Genomic DNA, 25,070 nt, shown 5'->3' with positions numbered 1-25,070 from the left:
CCACGCTAGTTGAGTTCGATGATGTCGCCGCGCTGCAGGTACTTGGTGAGCGCGACGGTACCCACGAAACCCATCACGGCAATCAGAAGCGCAACCTCGAAGAGCACCGTCGAGCGCAAGCTGATGCCGTACACGACGATCAACGCGATCGCATTGATGTTGAGCGTGTCGAGCGCGACGATGCGATCGGGCAGCGACGGCCCGCGCACGAGGCGCCACAGCGCGAGCAGGAACGCGATGCCGAGGATCGCGAGCGAGATCGGAATCACGATGGCTAGCATGCGAAGATCTCCATCAAAGGGGCTTCATAACGGGACTTGATGCGCGCGATGAGTGCGGCTTCGTCGCCGAGATCGAGCACGTGTACGGAGAGGCGCGTGCGGTCGTCGCTAAGTTCGGCGCACAGCGTGCCCGGGCTCAGCGAGACCACGCTGATGAGCACCGTGAGCGCGATCTCGTGGGTGCTGTCGAGCGGCACTTCGATGAACGCCGGGCGCATCCGCTGCGTCGGGCCGAGCACGAGCAGCGCGACCTCGACGTTGGCCACGATGATATCGACCAACACATGCCAGGCGAGGAGCATGAGCAGCCACGGTCGGCCGAAGCGCACCGGTCGCAGCCACAAGCCTTCGGCGACGCGAAAAGAGATCACGTAGCCGAGCGCGGCGCCGAGCAGCAGGGTGCCCGGCGAGAGGTCGTTCATCAGCAGCACCCAGCAGATGATCAGCAAGACCGCGAGCCACGGGTGGGGGAAGAGCCTTTTCAACATCGTCAGTTCCCCTGTGCGTCGGCCGTGGTCGCGGCGGCCGCTGGTGGCGAGGAGCGCGCCGCGGGCAGGATCGCGCGCACGTAGGCGGCGCGATCGAATAGCTGTGTCGCCGTATCGGTGAGATAGTGCCGCACCGCGCCCGCGCCGAGCGTGATGGCCACGACGCAGCCGAGCAGGACCGCGCAGGCGGCGAGCTTCGCATTACTGCCACGCGGTGCGCGCTCCTCTTTGCCGGCGGCGGCGCGCGCGGCCGGCGCGGCCCACATCAGGCGCGTGCCCGTGCGGCTCAGCGCGACGATCGAGAGCAGGCTCGACAGCAGTACGGCCGGCCACAGCACGACTGCCGCGCCGAGCGGCGTGGCGGCCAGCACCATCGCCTTGCCGAGGAACCCGGACAGCGGCGGCAGGCCCGCGGCGCCCACCGCGGCGATCAGATAGAGCAGCGCGGCGAGGTTCGACGGCCACGGTGCATGCGTGCGCGGGACCGCTTCGACCGTGGCTTCGGCTTCGGTGCGAGCCGGTTCCCCGACCAGCACGGCGAGCGCGCCGGCCGTCTCGACCTGCAGCGGCTGCACCCGCGCCAGCGTCGCCACCGCTTCGCCGTCCGGGGCGGGCGAGATGGCCGCCGCGCCTGCGTCGTCGAGCGCTTCGAGCGAACCAGGCTCGATCGAATTGGCATCGGCGGAAACGGCGGCATGGGCGGCATGGGCGGCGTGCGGGGTCGGGGCTTGCTCGGGTTCGAGCGTGTCGGCGAGCAGGAACAGCGCGCCTGTGCAGAGCGTCGTGCTGATCAGGTAGTAGAGCAGCGCGCTCCATGCAAGCGGCGTCTGTAGTGCGATCGCCGCGATCAGCAGACCCACCGAAACCAGCACGAGATAGCCCGTCGTGGTCTTGAGACTCGACACCGCCAACGCGCCCAGCGCGCCGAACACGATCGTCGCGATCGCGAGCCACCACGCCCACTGATGCATGAACGCATCGAGCACGCCGCCCGCCGCGCCGAACACGAGCGCGTCGCAGCGCAGCATCGCATAGATGCCGACCTTGGTCATGATCGCGAACAGCGCGGCCACCGGGCCGATGGCGCTGCGGTAGGCCTGCGGCAACCAGAACGACATCGGAAACACGGCGGCCTTGAGGCCGAACACGAGCATCAGCGTCGCGCCCGCGAACTGCGCGAGCGGCAGCGACTCCGGACCGAGACGCGCCAGACGTTCGCCCATGTCGGCCATGTTGAGCGTGCCCGTGACGCCGTAGAGCACGCCGATCGCGACCAGAAAGAAAGACGAACCGACGAGGTTCATCAACAGATAGTGCAGCCCGTTGCGCACCCGTCGCGCGCCGCCACCATGCAGCAGCAGCGCGTACGACGCGATCAGCAGCAGCTCGAAGAACACGAACAGGTTGAAGAGATCGCCCGCGAGGAAGGCGCCGTTCAGGCCCATCAGCTCGAACTGGAACAGCGCACGGAAATAGCGGCCGCGCCTCGCGTCCTCGCTCGAGGTGCCGAGCAGGCAGCAGACCGCCAGCACGGCGGTGAGCACCAGCATCAGCGCGCCGAGCCGGTCGAGTTCCAGCACGATGCCGAACGGCGCGGGCCATGCGCCGAGCGCGTAGCTGGCGATCTCGCCTTGCGCGGCGCGCGCCATCAGCAGGCACGCGACGGGCAGCAGCGCGATGATGGCGAGCGCGTTCAGCGCGCGTTGCAGGCGTTTCGCGCGCAGCGGCAGCGCGACGATGACGCCCGCGGCAAAGAGCGGAATCAGGATCGGGAGCAGGAGAACGTGGTTCATTCGCCGCGCGCCTCCTCGCCATTGACGTGATCGTTGCCCGTGATCGAAAACGAGCGCAGCGCGAGCACCACGGTGAAGGCCGTCATGGCGAAGCCGATCACGATGGCCGTCAGCACGAGCGCTTGCGGCACCGGATCGGCGTATTGCGCCCCCGCCGCGATGACCGCTGGCTTGCCGATCGCAAGCCGGCCCATGCCGAGCAGGAACAGGTTGATCGCATACGAGAACAGCGTGATGCCGAGAATCACCGGCAACACGCGTGCGCACAGCAGCAGGTAGATGCCGCACGCGCAAAGCACGCCGATCGCGATGGCAAAGGCGGCTTCCATCAGCTTTTCTCCACGGACTGCATGTCCTTGTCGCGCACGCCGAGGTGCGAGACGATCGTGAGCGTCGTGCCGACCACCGCGCCCGTTACGCCGAGATCGAACAGCATCGCCGTGGACAGTTCGATCTCGCCGATCAGCGGCACGTGCAGGTGCCCGAACGCACTGGTCAAAAACGGCTGGCCGAACGCGAGACTGCCGAGCCCCGTGGCCGCGGCGATCAGAATGCCGAAGCCCGCGAGCGCGCGGTAGTTGAGGTGGATGCGCGACTCGGTCCACAGCACCCCGCTCGCGACGTACTGCAGCAACAACGCGATCGAGAGGATCAGCGACGCGATGAAGCCGCCGCCCGGCAGGTTGTGGCCGCGCAGGAACACGAACACGGCGACGAGCACGGTGAGCGGCAGCATCAGCCGCGCGAGGATCGCGAGCATCAGCGGATGCGATTGCGACGACCATGGCCGGCCATCCGGCCCCGCATCGGGCGACTTCAGGCGCAGCCCGCGCAGCAGCGCCTTGACGGCGAGCCCCGCGACCACGAGCACGCTGATTTCGACCATCGTGTCGAAGCCGCGGAAATCCACGAGGATCACGTTGACGACGTTGTGGCCGCCGCTGCCGGGCAGCGCATTGGCGAGGAAGTACGGAGCGATGCCTGGCAGCGGCGCGCTCGTCATGATCCTGTACGACACGGCGCCGAGCAGCGCGCCGCCCGCGAGCGCGAGCACGCCGTTGCGCAGCCGGACGGGGAGCGGCTCGACGGCGCGTTGCAGCGCGGGCAGGAAATAGACGGCCAGCACGAGCAGCAGGATCGTGACCAGTTCGACGGAGATCTGCGTGAGCGCGAGATCGGGCGCGGAGAAGCGCACGAAGGCGAGCGACACGAGCAGGCCGCAGGTGCTCAGCATCACGAGCGCGTAAAGGGTGCGCGCACGCACGCACACCACGCCGACGGCGAGCAACGCCATCAGCACGAGGCCGCCCAGCGTGAACGGATCGGGCGGCAGGCGCGTGTGGCTGCCGCTCCAGGTGTCGAGCGCGACGAGCGGCACACCCGGCACGATCAGCATCGCCGCGATCATCCATGCGAGGTAGGCCGGCAGCGAGCGCGTCTCGAACAAGCGCACGATCACGCCGGCGCACTGTTCGAGACGCTGCACGAAGCGGTCGAAGATTTCGCTCGCGTTCAACTCGGTGAGCGCCGTGCGACGGTGGCGGAACGCATTGCGGCGCAGGAAAAAGAGCGCCGCACCCGCCGCGAACGACACCGCGCTCATCACGAGCGGCGTATTGACGCCGTGCCACAGGCTCAGGCTGTAGTCGGGCAGCTTGCCGCCGAGCGTGACCCACGCGGCCGACTCGAGCAGCCTGCCGATGATTTGCTGCGGGAACAGGCCGATCAGCAGGCATAGCGCCACGAGAATCTCGACCGGCAGCCGCATGAAGCGCGGCGCCTCGTGCGGCGGATAGTGCGGCAGATCGCGCGGCGTCTCGCCGTCGAAAAACACGCCCCAGACGAAACGTAGCGAGTACGCCACGGAGAGCGCCGCCGCCACGATCGCGATGACCGGCACGGCGAGGTTCAGCGGCCCGAACATGCTTTGCGCGAGTGTTTCGCCGAAGAACATTTCCTTCGAGAGAAAACCGTTGAGCAGCGGCACGCCGGCCATCGACAGCGACGCGACGCTCGCGAGCACGGCCGTATGCGGCATGTACCTGCGCAGGCCGCGCAGACGGCCCAGATCGCGCGTGCCGGTTTCGTGATCGACGATGCCCGCGGCCATGAAGAGCGACGCCTTGAACACCGCGTGGTTGATCGTGTGAAAGAGCGCGGCGACAGTCGAGAGCTGCGTGTCGAGGCCGAACAGCAGCACGATCAGGCCGAGATGGCTGATGGTCGAATAGGCGAGCAGGCCCTTCAGATCGCGCTGCAACAACGCCATCCCCGCGCCGCCCACCAGCGTGACGAGCCCGGCCACTGTCGCCGTGTAAGCCCACAGGTGGGTACCTTCGAAGAGCGGATAGAGACGCGCGAGCAGGAACACGCCGGCCTTCACCATCGTCGCCGAATGCAGATAGGCCGACACGGGTGTGGGCGCCGACATCGCGTGCGGTAGCCAGAAGTGAAAAGGAAACTGCGCCGACTTCGTGAACGCCGCGAACAGCGTGAGCAGCAGAATGGCCGGGTAGAGAGGATCGTGCTGCACCTTGTCAAGCTGGGCGAGCACGTCGTTCAGCTCGTAGCTGCCGCATACGTGGCCGAGCAACAGCACGGCCGCAAGCAGCGCGAGACCGCCCGCGCCGGTGATGGTGAGCGCCATGCGTGCGCCGCGCCTTGCGTCGGGCCGCGATGGCCAGAAGCCGATCAGCAGGAACGAGACGAGGCTCGTCAGTTCCCAGAAGATGACGAGCAGCAGCAGGTTGTTCGACAGCACGATGCCGAGCATCGCGCCCATGAAGAGCAGTAGCAGCAGGTACAGACGCGGCAACGAATCGCTGCCGGCGAGGTAGTAGCGTGCGTAGATGAAGACGAGCAGGCCGATCGCGAGTACGAGCAACGCGAACATGAACGAGAGGCCATCGAGGCGCAGCGACAGCGCGAGGCCGATGTCGGGCATCCACTCATGGCGCCATTGCAGCACGTCGTGGTCGCCCATGCCCACGCGCTCGCTCAGCAGCAGCGCGCAGCCGAACAGCGCCGTCGCGAACGCGATCCAGGTGCAGAGCGCGGCGGCGCGCGGCCTCGTGAGCGCAATGAGCGCAATGAGCGCCGCGGCCATGAACGGAAGTAGGACGAGCCACCCCAGTACCATTGGATGCCCTCCGGGAGTTCGAGTGTTAGACGGTGTGGCTGGCCGGTGGGACTGGGCCGGCGTGCCGCCAGCCGGGCGGCTGCCCACGGGGCACAATCATAGCCGCAAACAGGCCGGCAGTTCACATCGATACATCAAGCATAAATATACGCACTGCGAAGCGCGCGGCGAGCCCGACTGATGCCCAATCATGCCCATTGATGCGGACGCGCGTTCGATTTGACACCCGTCGCGTGACATGCGGCGCGCTGATGCACCGTAATCGGCAAACTTGACGATCAATCGAGGCGCCAAATTGAAAGGAACTGAACTGGATCTGTCTGCAACTGAAGAGCCAGGCCACAATTTGGCTTTCAATCTTTTCGATGGCACATGGGTGTCCGATGTGCCGGGCTACGGTTTAGGTATGGCGCCCCATTTCGACGATGGGCGTCTCCACTGGTTCGAGATCAGCCTCCTTTGTGCATGCCCTCCGGTCTTGCTCTAAACTAGCGCCCGCCCAACCCACGCCCCGATGCGCCCCGTCACGAGCAACAACCGATGCCCCCAGCCTCCATCGATCCCGCCGATTCCCCGCATTTCAGCCTGCCGAAACACCCGCCGTTCCAGCGTTTCTGGTGCACCCGCATCCTGTCGTCGCTGTCGTTCCAGATGCTCGCGGTCGCGATGGGCTGGCATGTCTACGCGCTCACGCATAGCGCGTTCGCACTTGGCCTCGTCGGCCTCGCGCAGTTTCTGCCGATGTTCCTGCTGACGCTCGTCGTCGGCCATGTCGCCGATCGTTACGATCGCCGCCGCATCGCCGCCGTCTGCCAGAGCCTCGAAAGTGTCGCTGCATTGCTGTTCGCGATCGGCACCTTCGGCGGCTGGATCAGCGCGCCGGTCATCTACGTGCTGGCTGCCTGAGTCGGCGCGTCGCGCGCGTTCGAATCGCCGGCCGTGGCGTCGCTGCTGCCGGCCGTGGTGCCGCGCGGCTATCTGCCGAAGGCGACCGCGTGGGCGACGTCCGCCAATCAGACCGCGCAGATCGCCGGGCCCGCGCTCGGTGGTGTGCTGTACGGCATCGGTCCCGGTGCCGCGTATCTCGCGTGCACGCTGACGTTCGCGGCGGCGGCCGCGTCGGTGTGGAGCATTCCGTTGGAGGTGAAGCCGGCGAGCCGCGCGCCCGTCACGCTCGAATCGATCTTTTCGGGCATCGCGTTCATTCGTCGCGAGCCGGTGATTCTCGGCGCGCTGTCGCTCGATCTGTTCGCGGTACTGTTCGGCGGCGCGACCGCGTTGCTGCCGATCTTCGCGCGCGACGTGCTGCACGCGGGCCCGCTGGGTCTCGGCCTGTTGCGCTCGGGCACGGCGATCGGCGCGCTCGCGGGCACGATCTGGCTCGCGCATTTTCCATTGCGCAACCGGCCCGGCGCGGCGATGTTCGGCGGCGTGATCGCGTTCGGCATCGCGACGATCGTGTTCGGGCTGTCGCATCAGTTCCTCGTGTCGTTGTTCGCGCTGATGGCGCTCGGCGCGTCGGACACGATCAGCGTGGTGGTGCGGCTGTCGCTCGTGCAATTGCGCACGCCCGATGAAATGCTCGGCCGCGTCAGCGCGGTCAATTCGCTGTTCATCGGGACGTCGAATCAATTGGGCGAGTTCGAATCGGGCCTGACCGCGGGATTGTGGGGCGCGCAGCCGGCGGTGCTGGTCGGCGGTGTCGCGACGATCGCGATCGCGCTGTTGTGGATGCGGTTCTTTCCCGAACTGCGGCACACGCGCACGCTCGAGCGCGAAGAGGCGCTCGCGGCGAGCGCCTGATTGCAAGGGCCTGGGCGCCATCGCCCGATCCATGACACGACGAGGAGACGAACCGCATGAGCCAGTCCGAACTGCACCCCGCCGCGCCGGTCGCGGCGACGATCTATCGTGGTGAATCCGTCGAGAACACGCATCTCGCGCACGTCGCGGTCGTCGATGCGGACGGTCGTCTGCTGTATTCGTTCGGCGACGCCGCGCGCATGACGCTCGCGCGTTCCGCCGCGAAGCCGGCCCAGGCGCTCGCGGTGCTCGAAACCGGCGCGCTCGAGCGTTGCGGTTTCGACGAAGCCGATCTCGCGCTGATGTGCGCATCGCACAGCAGCGAGCCGCGTCATATCGAACGCACGCGCGGCATGCTCGCGAAAGCGCAGGCGAGCGAGGCCGATCTGCGTTGCGGCGGCCATCCGCCGTTATCGGATGCGGTGTACGTCGACTGGATCCGGCGCGGCTTTACGCCCACCGGCGTATGCAGCAACTGTTCGGGCAAGCACGCGGGCATGCTGGCCGGCGCGGGTTCGATCGGCGCGGCGCTCGCCGGCTATGAGCTGCCCGGGCATCCGTTGCAGGTGCGTGTGAAGCAGACGGTCGCGAGCGTCTGCGATCTGCCCGACGAGGGCGTGCAATGGGCGATCGACGGCTGCAATCTGCCGACGCCGGCGTTTGCGCTCGACCGGCTCGCACGTCTGTTCGCGAAGCTCGCGGCGGCGCAGGATCAACAGGAAACCGAAGCCGCCGCGACGACGCCGCGCGCGGCCGCGCTCGCGCGCATCTATCGCGCGATGACGTCGTACCCGGAACTGGTCGGCGGGGAGGGGCGCTTCTGTACGCTGCTGATGCAGGTTTTCGATGGCGCGCTGGTCGGCAAGGTCGGCGCGGACGGCAGCTATGCGATCGGCGTACGGGCATCGCGGCAGACCGCGCGGCTCGGCGCGAAGGGTGCGCTAGGCATCGCGCTGAAGATCGAGGACGGCAATCCCGCCGTGCTCTACGCGGTCACCGCCGAGTTGCTCGCCGTGCTCGATATCGGTACGCCTGAACAACGCGCGGCGCTCGACGGCTTTCATGCGCCGCAGCGCCTCAACACGATGGGCGTCGAGATCGGCCGGATGGACTTCTCGATCGAGCTTGCCGCGCATCGTTGAGCGCGGCGACCCGATTCACTGCTCGACACCCCAGACCTCAAACCGCCGCCGCCTTCGCCGGCGCGGCGCCCAGCGCATCACGGATCGCGTCGGCGAGCTCGCTCGCCGCGAACTTCGCGACATAGCCGTTGGCGCCCGCGTTCTTCACATGCGCCTCATTGGCCGCGCCCGTCAGCGACGAGTGAATGATCACCGGAATATCGCGCGTGCGTTCATCGGCCTTGATCTGGCGTGTCAGCATGAAGCCGTCCATCTCCGGCATCTCCAGATCGGTCAATACGAGCGCGATGGTGTCTTTCGCGCGCGCGCCGTTTTTCTGCGCTGCGCGCGCGACCTGCTGCAGCGTCTGCCACGCTTGCTCGCCGGTCTTCGTCATGATGTAGTCAGCGCCGATCGCGGTGAGCGCCTGTTCGATCAGCTTGCGCGCGAAGCCGGAGTCGTCGGCGGCGAGGATCTTCGCGCCGCGGCGGATGCCGAGCGCCTGGCCGACCGAGGCCGGATCGACGCTCGGATGCTGCGACGGGAACACGTCGCGCAACACCTGCTCGACGTCGATCACCTGGGCGAGGCGCGAGTCGCCGGTATTGCCGTCGATGCGCGCGATGCTCGTGACGAGCTTGCCGCCCGCCGAGCCATCGGCCGACAGCACCTGGTTCCATTCGAGCCGCACGATGTCGTCGACTTCCTCGACCGCGAAGGCCTGCGTCGAACGCGCGAATTCGGTGACCAGCAGGATGTTCAGGCCGCGCGTCGGCTCGCAGCCCATCAACCGCGGCAGATCGATCACGGGGATGATCTGCCCGCGAATGTCGACCGCGCCCATCACGTAAGGCGACGATCCGGCGATCGGCGTGACGGTCGGCATCGTCGAGATTTCACGCACCTTGAACACGTTGATCCCATACAACTCGTGCGCGTCGCTGCCGGGCACGTGGCCGAGGCGGTATAGCAGCAGCTCGAACTTGTTGGAGCTCGTCAGGTTGCTGCGTTCGGTGTGGCGCTCGTGATTGGCACGGTGGTCGTCTGCCATCGGAATCGTTCTCCAGAATTGCGGTGCTGAGCGGTGCTGAGCGTGCCTGTATCTGGTTATCGGCGCCGATGGCGAAAAATTCAGCACTACGTGGCAGCGTCGAGCGGCGCGCGCGATTCACGCGAATACGGCAAACGTGTGCGCATTCATATGAGGGTTACCTAAGGTTACAGAAGCGACAGCAGCGTTTCACCTGCCCGACGGCGTGGCTTCTAGAATCGGCAGCGATAAAAGCGTGGCGCCGCGCTGGGCTCGCAAGCAGTCCGCAGCGTTTTGCATCGCCCGCTTCGTTCGCGGCGCACACGTGCCCGTCGTTTTGCTTTCAGATGCTTTCACCTCAAGGAGAACGTATGATCCGCCTGCCTTCCGTCCCTTCCGTCGCTTTGGCCCGCATCGCCGCCGTTGCCTGCTTCGGTGGTCTTCTGACGGCCGCCTCGGTGGCCAGCGCGCAGAGTGCCGCGTCCACGGACACGGGCCGCCTGCATGCCGCCGACCAGACCTTCATCGCGGACGGCACGCAAGCCGTCGCGACGCAGCGCGATGCCGCGCGTATCGCCACCGCGCGTTCGGCCGACCGCGACGTGAAGGCCTTCGCCGAGCGCGTGTCGAGCGACGACGCCAGGATCACCGACGCGTTGCGCGCGGCGAGTCCGCGCGGTGTCGACGTGCCGAAGAACGATCCCGATGCGGCCGTGCTCGCAAGCATCAACCATCTGCGCGGCGCGGACTTCGACAAGGTGTACATCGAGCAGGTCGCGCTCGCGGGTGAACAGAAGGCACTGTCCGCTTTCCAGGCGGAACTCGCAGCGGGCCGCGACGAGCAGTTGAAGGCCGCCGCGAAACAGGCGCTGCCGACGATCCAGCAGCACTATGCGATGGCGCAGGATCTCGCGAAGCGCAAGCATCTGTCCGTGGCCGCGCAATAAGCGGCGTCACGTCGCTACGCGGCAGGCGGCGGTACTTCGAACCCGGGCTTTTCGGCGATAATCGTGCGCTTCTTCCGACGATTCTTCGCGCCTCCGATTCCAGGTACCGCATGAGCAAGCACGCCAGTCTGCCGCAACAGTTGGACCATCTGCTTCGACAAGCCGTCGCGCTCCAGCAGAACGGCGCGCTCGTCGAAGCCGAGGAGATGTATCGCGAGATACTCGAACTGAAGCCGAAGCATGGCGACGCGTTGCGCTGGCTCGGCGAACTCGCGCTGCAAACGGGCCGCTTGCAGGAAGGCATCGATCTGCTGAAGAAGGCGCTCGTGGTCGACGCGAGACAGCCGGCCGTGCATTCGAATCTCGCCTATGCGCTGAACGCGTTGCAGCGCCATGACGAAGCGCTCGCGTGTGCCGGGCGGGCGCTCGCGATGCAGCCGAAATTCGCCGATGCGTTGAACCATCGCGGCAACGCATTGGCGGCGCTGAACCGTCCGCTCGATGCGCTCGCGAGCTACGAACGCGCGCTTTCGCTCGTGCCGGAGTTTGCGCCGGCGTGGAACAATCGCGCATGCGTGCTGCGCGACCTCGGCCGCTATGCCGATGCGCTCGATAGCTGCGACCAGGCGCTCGCGTTGCAGCCGAACTATCCGGATGCGTGGAGCAATCGCGGCAACGTGCTCGGCGATCTGAACCAGCCGCACGAAGCACGACACTGCTACCAACGCGCGCTGGAACTTGCGCCTGCTTTCGTCGATGCATGGAACAACCTCGGTCTCGCGCAGATCGATCTGAATCAGCGCGAACAGGCGTTGTCGAGCTATCAGCGCGCGCTTGCGTTGAATCCGGTGTCGGTCGAAACGCACTGGAACCAGGCGCTGTGCCTGCTGCAAATGGGCCGCTTCGATACCGGCTGGCGCGAATACGAATGGCGTTGGGAGCGCAGCCGCATCAAGGACGGCAGGCGCGCGTTCGCGCAGCCGTTGTGGCTCGGCGATGTTCCGCTCGACGGCAAAACGATTCTGCTGCATGCGGAGCAGGGCCTGGGCGACACGTTGCAGTTCTGCCGCTATGCGCCGCTCGTGGCGAAGCTCGGCGCGAAGGTCGTGCTCGAAGTGCCGGGCGCGCTGTTGCGATTGCTGTCGACGCTCGATGGTGTCGATCAGTTGATCGAAGCGGGGCAGCCGTTGCCGCCGTTCGATTGTCATTGCCCGCTGCTGAGCTTGCCGCTTGCGTTCGGCACGAACGAAGCGAGCATTCCGGCGGCGACGCCTTATCTTTTTGCGCAGCCGGCGGCCGTCAGCGAATGGCGTGAGCGGATCGAACACGACGGCAACATCAACGCGGATGCCGACGCAATCAGGCCGCTGAAAGTCGGCCTCGTCTGGGCCGGCGAGAACCGCGCGCATATCGCCGAGCTGCGCAAGATCGACGCGCGTCGGTCGCTCACGTTCGAGCAACTCGCGCCGCTCCTCGAGGTGCCGAACGTTCGCTTCTTCAGCGTGCAGAAGGGCGCGGCCGCACCGCAATTAGCCGAAAGCGCCTACGGTGAACGTGTCGCCGATTACACCGGGCTGCTGCACGATTTCGCCGATACCGCCGCGCTCGTCGCCAGTCTCGATCTGGTGATTTCGGTCGACACCTCCACCGCGCATCTGGCCGGCGCGCTCGACAAACCCGTCTGGATCCTGAACCGCTTCGACACCTGCTGGCGCTGGTTGCTCGAACGCAGCGACACGCCGTGGTATCCGTGCGCACGTCTGTTCCGTCAACCGGCGCTCGGCGATTGGGGCGGCGTGATCGATGCCGTGCGCGATGCATTGGCGGATCTGAGCCCCTCGCCTTCGTGACGCGTTCTGGCGGACACGCGTAGACTGAACCTCCGTTCATCGACGGCAATGCCACGGAGAGTTCTTCAATGGAATACAGACATCTGGGTGCATCGGGTTTCAAGGTACCGGTGCTGAGTCTCGGCACCGGTACGTTCGGCGGCAAGGGTGAATTTTTCCAGGCGTGGGGCGCGACCGACGTCGCCGAAGCGCGGCGTCTGATCGACATCTGTTTCGACGCAGGCGTCACGATGTTCGACGCCGCCGACATCTATTCGAATGGCGCGTCCGAGTCGGTGCTCGGCGAGGCGCTGAAGGGCAAGCGCGACAAGGCGATCCTGTCGACCAAGGCGACGTTTCGTTTCGACGACGATCCGAACGGCGTCGGCTCGTCGCGCTTCCATCTGATCCAGGCGGTCGATTCAGCGCTCAAGCGTCTGCAAACCGATTACATCGACCTGTTCCAGTTGCACGGCTTCGACGCGAAAACGCCGATCCCCGAAGTGCTGTCCACGCTCGACGACCTCGTGCGCGCGGGCAAGATCCGCTATATCGGCGTGTCGAATTTCTCCGGCTGGCATCTGATGAAGTCGCTCGATATCGCCGACCGTTACGGCTATCCGCGCTATGTCGCTAATCAGACCTACTACTCGCTGGTCGGGCGCGACTACGAGTGGGAGCTGATGCCGCTCGGTGTCGACCAGGGCGTCGGTGCCGTGGTGTGGAGCCCGCTCGGCTGGGGTCGCCTCACCGGCAAGCTCAAGCGCGGCCAGCCGCTGCCGGAGACGAGCCGTCTGCACAAGACCGCCGACATGGGGCCGCCGGTGCCGGAAGACTATCTGTTCCGCGTGCTCGACGCGCTCGACGAAATTGCCGCCGAAACCGGCAAGACCGTGCCGCAGATCGCGCTGAACTGGCTGCTGCAACGGCCGACCGTCGCGACGCTGCTGATCGGCGCGCGCAACGAGGAGCAACTGCGGCAGAACCTCGGCGCGGTCGGCTGGAATCTGACGCCGGAGCAGGTCGCGAAGCTCGATGCGGCCAGCACGGTGCGGCCCGCGTATCCGTACTGGCATCAGGAAGGCTTCGCGGAACGCAATCCAAAGGCGGTTTGAGCGGCGGGTCGACCACGTTCCAGGCGCCGCAGCCGGCGCAATGCGCTGGGCCAGCGCGGCCGCACGCTGGACCAGCGCATCCCATCAGGCCAAACCGCCATTGGCCCGCAATACCTGCCCATTGACCCAACCCGCATCCGGGCCGACCAGAAACGCGACCACGCCCGCCACGTCTTCCGGCTCGCCGAGGCGTTGCAGCGGCGGCATCTTCGCGAACGTCTCGATCTGCTCGTCGGTCTTGCCTTCGAGGAACAGCGCGGTCGCGATCGGTCCCGGCGCGACCGCATTCACTGTGATGTTGCGCCCGCGCAGTTCCTTCGCGAACACACGCGTGAACGCTTCGACGGCTGCCTTGGTCGCCGTGTAGATGCCGTAGCCGGGCAGGTTCAGCGCGAGCGCGCTGGTCGAGAAATTGACGATGCGCCCGCCGTCGTTCAGGCGCGCGGCCGCTTCGCGCAGCGTGTTGAAGGTGCCGCGCACGTTGATGTCGAAGGTTTGGTCGTAGAGTGCGTCGGGCGTGTCGGCGAGCGGCGTGGGCTTCATCACGCCCGCGTTGTTGACGAGCACATCCACCTTGCCGAGTTCGCGTTCGGTGATTTCGAACATGCGACGCACGTCGCCGGGCTTCGACACGTCGGCTCGCACCGCGACCGCCTTGCGGCCAGCTTCGCGGATCGCGCCGACGAGCGCGTCGGCTTCGCCCGCGCTCGATGCGTAGTTGACGGCGACCGCGTAGCCGTCGTTCGCGAGCCGCTGTGCGATCGCCGTGCCGATGCCGCGCGATGCGCCCGTGACGATGGCGACTTTCGGTTGTGGGTTCGTGCTCATGACTGGTTTCCTCATAGAAGGTGGTGGATCGGTGAGGTGAATCATGAACGCTTTGCGCGCAGAGATAATCCAGTTAGACTCGTCATCATCATTCCGTTTGCTTTAATAATCGGCCGCTATGGACCGTTTCGAGGAAATGCGCGTATTCGTGCGGATCGCCGAGCGCCAGAGCTTCACACGCGCCGCCGACGATCTGCAAATTCCGCGCGCGACCGTCACCAACCTGATGAAGCGCCTCGAGCAGCGGCTCGGCGCGCGGTTGCTCGAACGCACGACCCGCACGGTACGGCTCACGCCCGACGGTGAAGCGCACTACCAGCGCTGCGTGCGCCTGATCGCCGATCTGGAGGAGGCCGAGGGGGCGTTTTCCAATCTCGCGCCGAAGGGGCTGTTGCGCGTGAACGTGCAGGGCACGCTCGCGCGGCACTTCGTGGTGCCGGCGCTGCTCGCGTTTCTCGCGCGCTTTCCCGGCATCGAGCTGATGATCGGCGAGGACGACCGGCTCGTCGACCTCGTGCGCGAGGGCATCGATTGCGTGCTGCGCGCGGGCGTGCTGCAGGATTCGTCGATGGTCGGGCGGCGCGTCGCGCAACTGCAGCAGGTGACGGTCGCGAGTCCCGCGTATCTGGCCGCGTATGGCGAGCCGGCCGATCCTGATGCGCTGTCGACGCATCGCGCGGTCAACTACGTGTCGAGCGCGACCGGCAAGCCGGTGCCGCTCGAATTCCGCGTCGACGGGCGGGATGCCGCGCTCGTGCTGCCGTCGGCGGTGTCGGTCAGCGGCGCCGAACTGTACACGGGCGCGGCCCTCGCCGGGCTCGGCATCGTGCAGGTACCGCGTTACCGCGTGGATGGCGAGTTGGCGGCGGGGCGGCTGCGGGTCATTCTGGCGGACTATCCGCCGCCACCGATGCCGGTGTCGGTGCTGTATCCGCAGAACCGGCAGTTGTCGTCGCGCGTGCGGGTGTTCGCGCAGTGGCTGCGGGAGATTTTCGAGCCGGTGAACTGAGGGAGCGAAAAACGCAAAGGAATGCGTTTTCGTGGTTAACGCCTGGACATGTGCGCCTCGCATAATGTCATTCTCAAGAGCGCAGAAAGCCGCCCGTGATCGAGGGTGGACGCGCGGAACGACCGGGGGATCTGATCATGAATCGTTTTCGTTCGCTGGGTGTGGCGACGGGCGCGGCGCAGTTCGCCAGTGCCGACATCCTCAGCCGCATGAGCATGGCGTCGCGCCGGCCAGGCGCCGCGCGCCCCTTCGATCTGATTTTCGAACCGCGCGCGTGGCAGGGGCCCGCCGCGCCCGAGGCGACGGACCCGCAGTTCAAGATCCACGTGTTCGACACGATGCGCGCGTTCGAAAAACGCGGCGTCGACGCGATCGTGCTGCCATGCTTTCTGAGCCACACCTTCATCGACGAGCTCGCGGCCAACGTCGGCGTGCCGGTCGCCAACATCATGACCGCGCTGTCCGCGCACGTGCGGCGCACCTATCCGTCGGCGCGCCGAATCGGCGTGCTGACGTCGGCGGCGATTCGCGCGAACGGCCTGTTCGAGCGCTACTTCGAAGCCGCGCGGTTCGACGTGTGCTATCCGCGCAACGACACCGGTTTCGACGGCGTGACGAGTGCCGTCTTTGGTGTCGGGGGCATCCGCGATGGGCGCCTGCACGGGCGGCCCGTCGAGCTGTTGCGCGCGGCGTGCGCGGATCTGGTCGCGCAGGGCGTCGACGTGATCGTGCCGGGGCTCGCGGAGATCGGCCTCGTGCTGCGCGCGCTCGGGCGCATTGAGGTGCCGCTCGTCGATACGAACCAGGTGTATGCGCGCTATGTCGCGGCGGCGCAGTACACGCAGCCGGAGCGGGCGTTCCGCCTCGGCGTGGTCGGCGGCATCGGGCCGGCCGCGACCGTCGATTTCATGGCCAAGGTCGTGCGCAACACGCCGGCCGCGCGCGACCAGGACCATATCCGGATCATGGTCGAGCAGAATCCGCAGATCCCCGACCGCACCGCGGCGCTGCTCGAGCGCGGCGACGATCCCACCCTCGCGCTGTACGCGGCCTGCAAGACGCTCGAGGACGGCGGCGCGGATCTGATCGCGATTCCGTGCAATACCGCGCATGCGTTCGTCGAGCGGCTCCAGCCGGCGCTGCGCGTGCCGATCGTCAATATGCTGACCTGTACCGCCGATTATCTGCGCGAGACCGTTCCGGGTCTACGCGAAGTGGGCGTGCTGGCCACCTCGGGTACGCTCGCGAGCCGCGTCTACGAACAGGTGCTCGACGCGCGCGGCCTGGTGCAGATCGCGCCGTCCGCCACTGCGCAAGTGCGTCTGATGAACGCGATCTACGGCCCGCGCGGCGTGAAGGCGGGGCACACGGCGGGCGACTGTTGCGACGACCTCGCGGCGGCCGTCGACGATCTGCTCGCACAGGGCGTGCAGGTGATCGTGCTCGCGTGCACGGAGTTGCCGTTGCTGTTGCGCGAACCGGTGCTCGCGTGTCCGGGCGGGCGCGTGGTGCGGCTGGTCGATCCGACCGACGTGCTGGCGAGGCGTTGCGTTGCGTATGCGCTTGGCGACGGTGTCGCACGTGGCACACCGGCGGGTTGCGCAATGCCGGGTGCTCGCGGGTTGAAAGCGCGGTCGGCTAGTCGGGTGGCGTGACCGCGGCGCAGCCGTTTGCTCATCGCCGCCGATCCAGAGGTCAAAGGGCGCCCGAGCCCGCCATGGAAAACTGTATAAACATACAGTATAGTATCCCCCTACAGCCAGGCTTCCGGGCGCTCCTCGCGCCGACCCGGCTGCACCGAACTTGCGCGGTCGCGAGAGCCGGCCGTGAGAGGTGACCCACTCCTTCAGACGGTCGGAAAAATTGTCCTCCAACGACGCAACCCTTGACACCCTCGCTGACACTCCCCAAGACGGCAACCCGAGCGGCAACAAGATCCAGGGCACGATCCGCATTCGCGGCGCCCGCCAGCACAACCTGAAAAACGTCGACCTCGACGTGCGCACCGGCGAAATGACGGTCGTCACGGGGCCGTCCGGCTCGGGCAAGTCGAGCCTCGTGTTCGACACGCTCTATGCGGAAGGCCAGCGCCGCTACGTCGAAACCTTCAGCGCGTACGCGCGCCAGTTCCTCGACCGGATGGATCGGCCGCAGGTCGACCGCGTCGACGGCGTGCCGCCCGCCATCGCGATCGACCAGACCAACCCGGTGCGCAGCTCGCGCTCCACGGTCGGCACGATGACCGAGCTCAACGATCACCTGAAGCTGCTGTACGCGCGCGCGGCCGAGCTGTTCGACCGCCAGAGCGCGTATCTGGTGCGGCACGACACGCCGGAGACGATCTACGCGGAACTGCTCGAGCGCACCGCGCAGGAGGAGCCGCGGCTCGTCGTCACGTTCCCGGTCGAGCTGCCGGAGTCGGCGTCCGCGCAGGAGGTCGAGCAGTGGTTGTCGGCGAGCGGCTATACGCGCGTGCAGGCGCAGCGCGAAGTCGATTCGCCGACCGGCAAGCGCAAGCTGCTCGACGTCGTCGCCGACCGCTTCCGGTTGCGCTCGGTGGATAAAGCACGCGCGATCGAGGCGATCGAGGCATCCCTGAAGCGCGGCGGCGGGCGCGTCAATATTTACGTGCTGCCGGCTACCTCGGACGAGCCGCAGGCCGAAGCCGCCGAGCCGCGCATCTGGCGTTTCTCCACCGGCTTGCACAGCCCCGAAAGCGATCTGCGCTATGCCGATCCGCAGCCCGCGCTGTTCTCGTTCAACTCGGCCTATGGCGCTTGTGATGCCTGCCGCGGTTTTGGCCGCGTGATCGGCGTCGACCTCGGTCTCGTGATCCCCGACGCGCGCAAGACGCTGCGCGAAGGTGCGGTCAAGCCGATGCAGACGCCCGCGTGGAAGGAGTGCCAGGACGACCTGATGCGCTACGCGGCGAAAGCCGACATCCGCCGCGACACGCCGTGGGGCGAGCTCAGCGAGCGCGAACGCAACTGGGTCATCAACGGCTCGCCGGACTGGAATGGCAAGTGGCAGACGCATTGGTACGGTGTCAAACGCTTCTTCGACTATCTCGAATCGAAGGCGTACAAGATGCATATCCGCGTGCTGCTGTCGAAATACCGCAGCTACACGCCGTGCGAAACCTGCGGCGGCGCGCGTCTGAAAACCGAATCGCTGCTGTGGCGCCTCGGCAGCAAGGCCAATGCGAACGACGTGCTCGCGCCCGCGCAGCGCTTCATGCCGCGCGGCGTGAAGTGGTCGCGCGCGCAGCTCGAAGCGTTGCCGGGCCTGACCGTGCACGATCTCATGCTGATGCCGATCGAGCGCATCCGCCGCTTCTTCGACGGCATCACGCTGCCGAGCGCGTTGCTCGACGACGCGCTGAAGCTGCTGCTCGCCGAAGTGCGCACGCGCCTCAAGTATCTATGCGACGTCGGTCTCGGCTATCTGACGCTCGACAGGCAAAGCCGCACGCTGTCGGGCGGCGAGGTGCAGCGTATCAACCTGACCACCGCGCTCGGCACGTCGCTGACCAAGACGCTGTTCGTGCTCGACGAGCCGAGCATCGGCCTGCACCCGCGCGACCTGAACCGCATCGTCGAAGCGATGCACCGGCTGCGCGACGCGGGCAATACGCTGGTCGTGGTCGAGCATGATCCGTCGGTGATGCTCGCGGCGGACCGGCTCATCGACATGGGTCCGGGACCGGGCGAGCGCGGCGGCTCGATCATTTTCGACGGCGCACCCGAGGCGATTCGCTCGACCGGCACGCTGACCGGCGAGTACCTCGGCGGCCGGCGCCATGTCGCGGATGCCGCGCACTGGTCGCGTCGCGCGGTCGACGCGAGCACGCCGCGCATCGTGCTCGAAGGCGCGAGCGAGCACAATCTGCGCGACGTCACGGTCGAAATTCCATTGCAGCGGCTCGTCTGCGTGACCGGCGTGTCGGGTTCCGGCAAATCGACGCTGCTGCAGGACGTGCTGTATCCGGCGATGGCGCGCCACTTCGGGCTCGCCACCGAGGCGCCGGGCGCGTTCAAGGCGCTGAACGGCGCGGACCAGGTCACCGACGTCGTGTTCGTCGACCAGTCGCCGATCGGCAAGACCGCACGCTCGAATCCGGCCAGCTACGTCGGCGCGTTCGACGAAATCCGCAAGCTGTTCGCGAAGGCACCGCTCGCGCAACAGCGCGGCTACGGCCCCGGCATGTTCAGCTTCAATTCGGGCGACGGCCGCTGCCCGACCTGTGGCGGCTCGGGCTTCGAGCACATCGAAATGCAGTTCCTCTCTGACGTGTACCTGCGCTGCCCCGATTGCGACGGGCGCCGTTATCGCGCGGAAATGCTGGAGGTGAAGATCGAGCGCGACCAGCCGGCACGCGGGTTGAGCATTGCCGACGTGCTCGAACTGACCGTCAGCGAGGCTGCGGCATACTTCGCGCAGGACGCCGAAGTATTGCGCGTGCTGCAGCCGATCGTCGACGTCGGGCTCGAATACGTGAAGCTCGGCCAGCCCGTGCCGACGCTGTCGGGCGGCGAGGCGCAGCGGCTCAAGCTCGCGGGCTTTCTCGCGGAATCGGCACAGGCGCGCGGCGCACGCGGCGCGAAGCAGGTGATCGCGAAGCGTCTGTTCATGTTCGACGAACCGACCACGGGTCTGCATTTCGACGACATCGCGAAGCTGATGCAGGCGTTCGGCAAGCTGCTCGCGAGCGGTCATTCGCTGATCGTGATCGAGCACAATCTCGACGTGATCCGCGCGGCCGACTGGATCATCGACCTCGGTCCCGAAGGCGGCGACGGCGGTGGCCGCGTGTTGTGCGCGGGCACGCCGGACGAAGTGAAAGCGTGCGCCGAATCGCATACCGGCGAGGCGTTGCTGCAATACGACCGCGCGATGGACACCGCAACCGCGGCGGAGCCCCAGGGCATCCCGCTGCAAAAGGCGCTGAGCGCGGCCCGCGCACGTCGCGCGATCGAAGGCGAGGACGTGGTGCGCATCGTCAACGCGCGCGAGCACAACCTGAAGGCGCTCGACGTCGACATTCCGCACGGCAAGTTCAACGTGATCACCGGCGTGTCGGGCTCGGGCAAATCGACGCTCGCGTTCGACATCCTGTTCCACGAAGGTCAGCGGCGCTACCTCGAATCGCTGAACGCGTATGCCCGCTCGATCGTGCAGCCAGCCGGACGGCCCGAAGTCGACGCGGTGTACGGCATTCCACCGACCGTCGCGATCGAGCAGCGGCTCTCGCGCGGCGGTCGCAAGAGTACCGTCGCCACGACCTCGGAGGTGTGGCACTTCCTGCGTCTGCTGTACGTGAAGCTCGGCTTGCAGCACTGCATTCACGACGGCACGCCGGTCACGTCGCAAAGCGCCGAATCGATCGCGGCGCAGTTGCTGCGCGATCACAAGGGCCAGCATGTCGGCTTCCTCGCGCCGCTCGTCGTGAATCGCAAGGGCGTCTATACGGACCTCGCGAAATGGGCAAAAGCGCGCGGCAATACGCATCTGCGTGTGGACGGCGAGTTCGTGCCGGTCGATCCGTGGCCGAAGCTCGATCGTTTCCGCGAGCACACGATCGAGCTGCCGGTCGCTGACCTCGTCATCTCGGCCGATCACGAAGCGGAGCTGCGCGAAGCGCTCGATCAGACGCTCGACATCGGTAAAGGCATCATGCATCTGCTCGCGCCGCTCGACGGTCTGCACGACGCGCTCAACGGCGGCGAGTCCACCGCGAAGCTCGGCGACGTGAAGGTGCTGTCGACCAAGCGCGCGTGTCCGGTGTGCGGCACGAGCTACCCCGAGCTCGACCCGCGCATGTTTTCGTACAACAGCAAGCATGGCTGGTGCACGAGCTGCGTCGGCACGGGGCTGTCGCTGACGCGCGAGCAGCGGGCCGCGTACGACGACACGATCGTCGACGACGACAATCGCGGTCGCGAGCAGAGCCTGCCCTCGGAGGAGCAGGAACCGGAAGGACTCGTCGACGAGCCGTGTCCGGATTGCGCGGGCACGCGTCTGAATCCGGTCGCGCGCGCGGTCACGTTCGATTCGCAGGCGATCGTCGACGTCGCGCAATGGACCGTGTCCGACACGCGCGCGTGGATCGATACGCTGCGGATGACGGGCCGCGACGCCGAAATCGCGCGCGACGTGATCAGCGAAATCGGCAGCCGGCTGCAGTTCCTCGAAGAAGTCGGGCTCGGCTATCTGAGCCTCGATCGCGCGGCGCCGAGTTTATCGGGCGGCGAAGCGCAGCGCATCCGGCTCGCCGCGCAGCTCGGCAGCAATCTGCAGGGCGTGTGTTATGTGCTCGACGAGCCGACCATCGGTCTGCATCCGCGCGACAACCAGATTCTGCTGAACGCGCTGCGCAAGCTCGGCGACAAGGGCAATACGCTCGTCGTCGTCGAGCATGACGAAGATACGATCCGGCGCGCGGATCACATCATCGATATCGGGCCGGGCGCGGGCAAGCGCGGCGGCACGCTGATCGCGCAGGGCAGCGTCGCGGACCTGTCCGCGCAGCCCGATTCGCTGACCGGGCGTTTCCTCGCGCAGCCGATCGTGCATCCGCTGCAGCCGCGTCGCGAGGTCGTCGCGCCGGGCAAGCGTGCGGCCGCGGTGCCGGAGAACTGGCTGACTGTGCATGGCGGCAAGCTGCATAACCTGCGCGACGTGACGGTCGGCATTCCGCTCGCGCGGCTCGTCGCGGTGACGGGCGTCAGCGGCTCCGGCAAGTCGACGCTCGCGCGCGACGTGCTGATGACCAATCTGCTCGATGCGGTCGGGCGCTCGGTGCTGTCGTCGCCGGCCACGCGCCGCGCGCGTGCGGCCGCCCAGGAGAAGCCGGCCGCGAACCGGCGTTCGAGCGTGCTCGCGCGCTCGGCGCCGCGCGCGCCGCTGAACGTCACGCACATATGGCAGGGCTGCGATTCGGTCACCGGCTGGGAAAGCATCGACCGCGTGCTGGAAGTCGATCAGACGCCGATCGGCAAGACGCCGCGTTCGTGTCCCGCCACCTACATCGGCGTGTGGGATGCGATCCGCAAGCTGTTCGCGGGCACGCTGGAGGCACGCGCGCGCGGCTATACCGCGTCGCGTTTCTCGTTCAACACGGGCGAGGGCCGCTGCCCCGCATGCGAGGGCCAGGGCGTGCGCACGATCGGCATGAGCTTCCTGCCCGACGTGAAGGTGCCGTGCGACGTCTGCCACGGCCAGCGCTTCAATCCGGAGACACTCGCGGTCACGTGGCGCGGCAAGAACATCGGCGACGTGCTGACCATGGAAATCGACGAAGCGGTCGAGTTCTTCGCGTCGATTACGAACATCGGGCATCCGCTGCAACTGATGAAAGACGTCGGGCTCGGCTATCTGACGCTCGGCCAGCCGTCGCCGACGCTGTCGGGTGGCGAGGCGCAGCGCATCAAGCTCGTCACCGAGCTGAGCAAGGTGCGCGACGACATCACGCGGCGTGGCCAGAAGCCGCCGCACACGCTGTACGTGCTGGACGAGCCAACGGTTGGCCTGCACATGGCGGACGTCGCGAAGCTGATTCGCGTGCTGCACCGACTCGTGGATGGCGGGCATAGCGTCGTCGTCATCGAGCACGATCTCGACGTGATCGCCGAGGCGGACTGGATCATCGACCTCGGTCCGGAGGGCGGCGTGGGCGGCGGTACGATCGTTGCGGCAACGGATCCGGAAAGCCTGTCGCGCGTGGCCGCGAGTCACACGGGCGCGGCTCTGCGGCCGGTGCTCGCGCGCACGGCCGCTACGTCGACGCTGGCCGGCGAAGGGACGAATGGCTGAGGCAAGGTGACGAGCGGTGGCGCGGCCGTTGCGCGCCGCAATGCCGTTCCCCAGCAGACTGTTTACTCGCATTCCCAGACGCCCGCATCAGGTATGCCGTTGCAACTTCGCAGGTTGCAACGGCCGGCGCCTCGTCGCCTGTCCGCCACACATGATTGCTGCGCTGCATCCAATCATCCGAGGTTCGATCAATGCGGCGCATGCGCGCGTTTAAAATCATACGAAAGAGGCCAGCGATGTTTCAAAATAGAAACATTTTTAGAACCTCCGATAAATCAGCATTTGGATATTAATTTGTGGTGCGGAGCGAATGCCACGGAAATGCCGAATGCCGCGGGCAATAAATTTACGCTTTGCGAATAAACGACCGAATTGCCCGGACATAATCGGGCGATAAGCGGTTCACAATTGAAACATTTTTGAAGCGCGCAAGAAACGTACTCGGTAACGCGCAATGGCCGGGCTTCGCATTATCGGCAACTTTGTCCGAATGCGCGAGAGTCCCGTCCATCAAAGCTTTGCGGTAAGATCTCCTCAAGCCCTTCGCGCGGCTTGCATAGTTGCCCGGCCTGTCGCGCGCTCATATCGATCGCTCAATAACCGCTTTTCCTCAGACATGGGCTGTCGTGATGAAATTCGCTTTTCAAATTTACTATAGCGATCCATTCCGCTAACATCACGCTTAATCCTTTATGCGGCGTGAGTCTGTTTTTTCGCCGTAATAACGCATTCTCTCGTTCCGTCTGATGGCGGGGCAAATCGGGGTCCGCAACGTATGACCGTTTGGGGAAGATCATGCCGCACATGCACCTTGATACAACGAGAATTACGTGGCTACACACGCCCGCTTTGAACGTCCGTACTGCAGCGCGGCGAATCGGCATTCTGCTGTTCGACGGCTTCTGGCTGCTCGGCCCTGGTACCGTCGTGGAAATGTTCCAGACCGCCAATGAGTTCGCGGGCACGCGAGCGGGCGAAGATCCGCCCTACGAAGTGCAGTTCCTGTCGATGGACGGCGGCAATGTCGCCAGTTCGTCGTCGGCGCGCATCTGGACTGACCGCATCGACACGCGCTTTGGCGGCGGTTTCGACGTGCTGTTCATCGCCGGCGGCTACGGCGCCCACGTGGCCGCGCGCGACGAACGCCTGCTGAACTGGCTGCGCGCCGTGCAATCGCGCACACGCGCGATCGAAACGATCGGCGAGGGGCGCCTCGTGCTCGAAGCGGCCGGCCCGACCGAGCATGACGGCCTGATGAGCCGCTATCCGGGCGCGAGCGCCAGCGAAGGCGCGTTCAGCGCGGCCAACGACCGTCACGACTGTGCCCGCAGCGCGCTGATGTTCATCAAGCGCGACCTGGGCGCCGAGCTTGCGCGCAGCGTCGCCGATCGCGTGATGCCCGGCATGGCTGCGACGTGGGTGCCGCTGCCGGCCGAGGGCGGCACGCTGAGCGTCGCCGAAAAGATTCGCGCGGCCGCGCGCTGGATGGAGGCCAACTGCGACCGTCCGGTCTCGGTCGCCGATGCCGCGCAGGTCGCCGCAATGAGCGAGCGCAATTTCCTGCGCCGTTTCAAGCACGAGATGCAGATCACGCCGTCGGACTACCTGCTGCAGGTGCGGCTGCGTATCGCGTGCAACTTCCTGACCGAGACCGAATTGCCGGTCGACAAGATCGCGCGTCGCAGCGGCACCGGCAACGGCGATCGTCTCGCAAAAATTTTCCGCAAGCGTATGGCTTTGTCGCCAACCGAGTATCGCGCTCGCAGCCGGGCGGCCACTGAGGCGTAGCATGTATCTTTAGCATGCGATAGGGCGCCCGCGTTGCGGGCGCGCCTCGCCTGTCGGACGCGGTCGCGAGAGCGGCCGTATGTTCGC

At 66.4% G+C, this 25,070-nt stretch carries 15 protein-coding genes and 1 pseudogene; 9 read left to right on the top strand and 7 right to left on the bottom strand.

Annotated features, from left to right (window positions below):
- Positions 1-5: 5 nt before the first annotated feature.
- The 5 genes from HDG37_RS03730 to HDG37_RS03710 are packed head-to-tail and all read right to left on the bottom strand — an operon-like array spanning position 6 to position 5,701.
- Positions 6-281 (bottom strand): K+/H+ antiporter subunit F, encoded by a 276-nt coding sequence (locus HDG37_RS03730; RefSeq protein ID WP_018418609.1) that lies wholly within the window; start codon positions 279-281, stop codon positions 6-8.
- A complete protein-coding gene (locus tag HDG37_RS03725; RefSeq protein ID WP_184044373.1) occupies positions 275-769 on the bottom strand; it encodes a Na+/H+ antiporter subunit E in 495 nt (164 codons plus the stop codon). Before HDG37_RS03725 ends, HDG37_RS03730 begins: the two co-directional genes overlap by 7 nt.
- 2 nt (positions 770-771) lie before the next feature.
- On the bottom strand, positions 772-2,562 hold the full coding sequence (locus HDG37_RS03720) for a monovalent cation/H+ antiporter subunit D (protein WP_184044372.1): 1,791 nt from the start codon (positions 2,560-2,562) through the stop codon (positions 772-774).
- Positions 2,559-2,891 (bottom strand): Na+/H+ antiporter subunit C, encoded by a 333-nt coding sequence (locus HDG37_RS03715; protein ID WP_184044370.1) that lies wholly within the window; start codon positions 2,889-2,891, stop codon positions 2,559-2,561. Before HDG37_RS03715 ends, HDG37_RS03720 begins: the two co-directional genes overlap by 4 nt.
- Positions 2,891-5,701 carry a monovalent cation/H+ antiporter subunit A gene (locus HDG37_RS03710; RefSeq protein ID WP_184044368.1) on the bottom strand — a complete coding sequence of 937 codons (2,811 nt, stop codon included), beginning with the start codon at positions 5,699-5,701 and terminating at the stop codon, positions 2,891-2,893. The genes HDG37_RS03715 and HDG37_RS03710 overlap by 1 nt, the downstream gene beginning before the upstream one ends.
- A gap of 540 nt (positions 5,702-6,241) precedes the next feature.
- On the opposite strand from HDG37_RS03710, the pseudogene HDG37_RS03705 reads away from it, so the two are divergent.
- Positions 6,242-7,504: pseudogene (locus tag HDG37_RS03705) on the top strand (MFS transporter).
- A gap of 56 nt (positions 7,505-7,560) precedes the next feature.
- Complete coding sequence (locus tag HDG37_RS03700; RefSeq protein WP_184044366.1) at positions 7,561-8,646, top strand: asparaginase; 1,086 nt, start codon at positions 7,561-7,563, stop codon at positions 8,644-8,646.
- A 37-nt stretch (positions 8,647-8,683) separates the two neighbouring features.
- Here the strand turns inward: HDG37_RS03700 and HDG37_RS03695 are convergent, their stop codons facing one another.
- Positions 8,684-9,676: a chemotaxis protein gene (locus tag HDG37_RS03695; protein ID WP_184044364.1), complete on the bottom strand. Its 993-nt coding sequence runs from the start codon at positions 9,674-9,676 to the stop codon at positions 8,684-8,686.
- Positions 9,677-10,026: 350 nt separating this feature from the next.
- On the opposite strand from HDG37_RS03695, the gene HDG37_RS03690 reads away from it, so the two are divergent.
- The 3 genes from HDG37_RS03690 (at position 10,027) to HDG37_RS03680 (ending at position 13,546) form a co-directional block, all read left to right on the top strand.
- Complete coding sequence (locus HDG37_RS03690) at positions 10,027-10,602, top strand: DUF4142 domain-containing protein (protein ID WP_184044362.1); 576 nt, start codon at positions 10,027-10,029, stop codon at positions 10,600-10,602.
- Between the two features lie 110 nt (positions 10,603-10,712).
- Positions 10,713-12,452 (top strand): tetratricopeptide repeat protein, encoded by a 1,740-nt coding sequence (locus tag HDG37_RS03685; RefSeq protein WP_184044360.1) that lies wholly within the window; start codon positions 10,713-10,715, stop codon positions 12,450-12,452.
- A 68-nt stretch (positions 12,453-12,520) separates the two neighbouring features.
- Complete coding sequence (locus tag HDG37_RS03680; protein ID WP_184044358.1) at positions 12,521-13,546, top strand: aldo/keto reductase; 1,026 nt, start codon at positions 12,521-12,523, stop codon at positions 13,544-13,546.
- Between the two features lie 84 nt (positions 13,547-13,630).
- Here HDG37_RS03680 and HDG37_RS03675 read toward each other — a convergent pair whose 3' ends face one another.
- The gene (locus tag HDG37_RS03675) at positions 13,631-14,374 is read right to left on the bottom strand and encodes an SDR family oxidoreductase (protein ID WP_184044356.1); all 744 of its coding nucleotides are present in this window, start codon (positions 14,372-14,374) and stop codon (positions 13,631-13,633) included.
- 118 nt (positions 14,375-14,492) lie between these two features.
- Here HDG37_RS03675 and HDG37_RS03670 point away from each other — a divergent pair, with 118 nt between their 5' ends.
- The 4 genes from HDG37_RS03670 to HDG37_RS03655 all read left to right on the top strand — a co-directional run bounded on the left by HDG37_RS03670 (position 14,493) and on the right by HDG37_RS03655 (position 24,983).
- Entirely contained in the window at positions 14,493-15,383 is an 891-nt protein-coding gene (locus HDG37_RS03670) for a LysR family transcriptional regulator (protein ID WP_184044354.1), read from the top strand.
- Between the two features lie 137 nt (positions 15,384-15,520).
- Positions 15,521-17,038: an amino acid racemase gene (locus HDG37_RS03665; RefSeq protein ID WP_184044352.1), complete on the top strand. Its 1,518-nt coding sequence runs from the start codon at positions 15,521-15,523 to the stop codon at positions 17,036-17,038.
- Between the two features lie 208 nt (positions 17,039-17,246).
- Positions 17,247-23,195: an excinuclease ABC subunit UvrA gene (uvrA, locus tag HDG37_RS03660; protein ID WP_184044350.1), complete on the top strand. Its 5,949-nt coding sequence runs from the start codon at positions 17,247-17,249 to the stop codon at positions 23,193-23,195.
- Between the two features lie 795 nt (positions 23,196-23,990).
- The gene (locus HDG37_RS03655; RefSeq protein ID WP_184044348.1) at positions 23,991-24,983 is read left to right on the top strand and encodes a GlxA family transcriptional regulator; all 993 of its coding nucleotides are present in this window, start codon (positions 23,991-23,993) and stop codon (positions 24,981-24,983) included.
- The last annotated feature ends 87 nt before the right edge of the window (positions 24,984-25,070 follow it).

Origin of the sequence: Paraburkholderia sp. MM5384-R2 (genome assembly GCF_014201025.1) — a bacterium.
In the GTDB taxonomy this organism is placed as follows: domain Bacteria; phylum Pseudomonadota; class Gammaproteobacteria; order Burkholderiales; family Burkholderiaceae; genus Paraburkholderia; species Paraburkholderia tuberum.
Note: the sequence above shows the minus strand (reverse complement) of the source record. Positions and strands in the feature narration are given on the sequence as shown.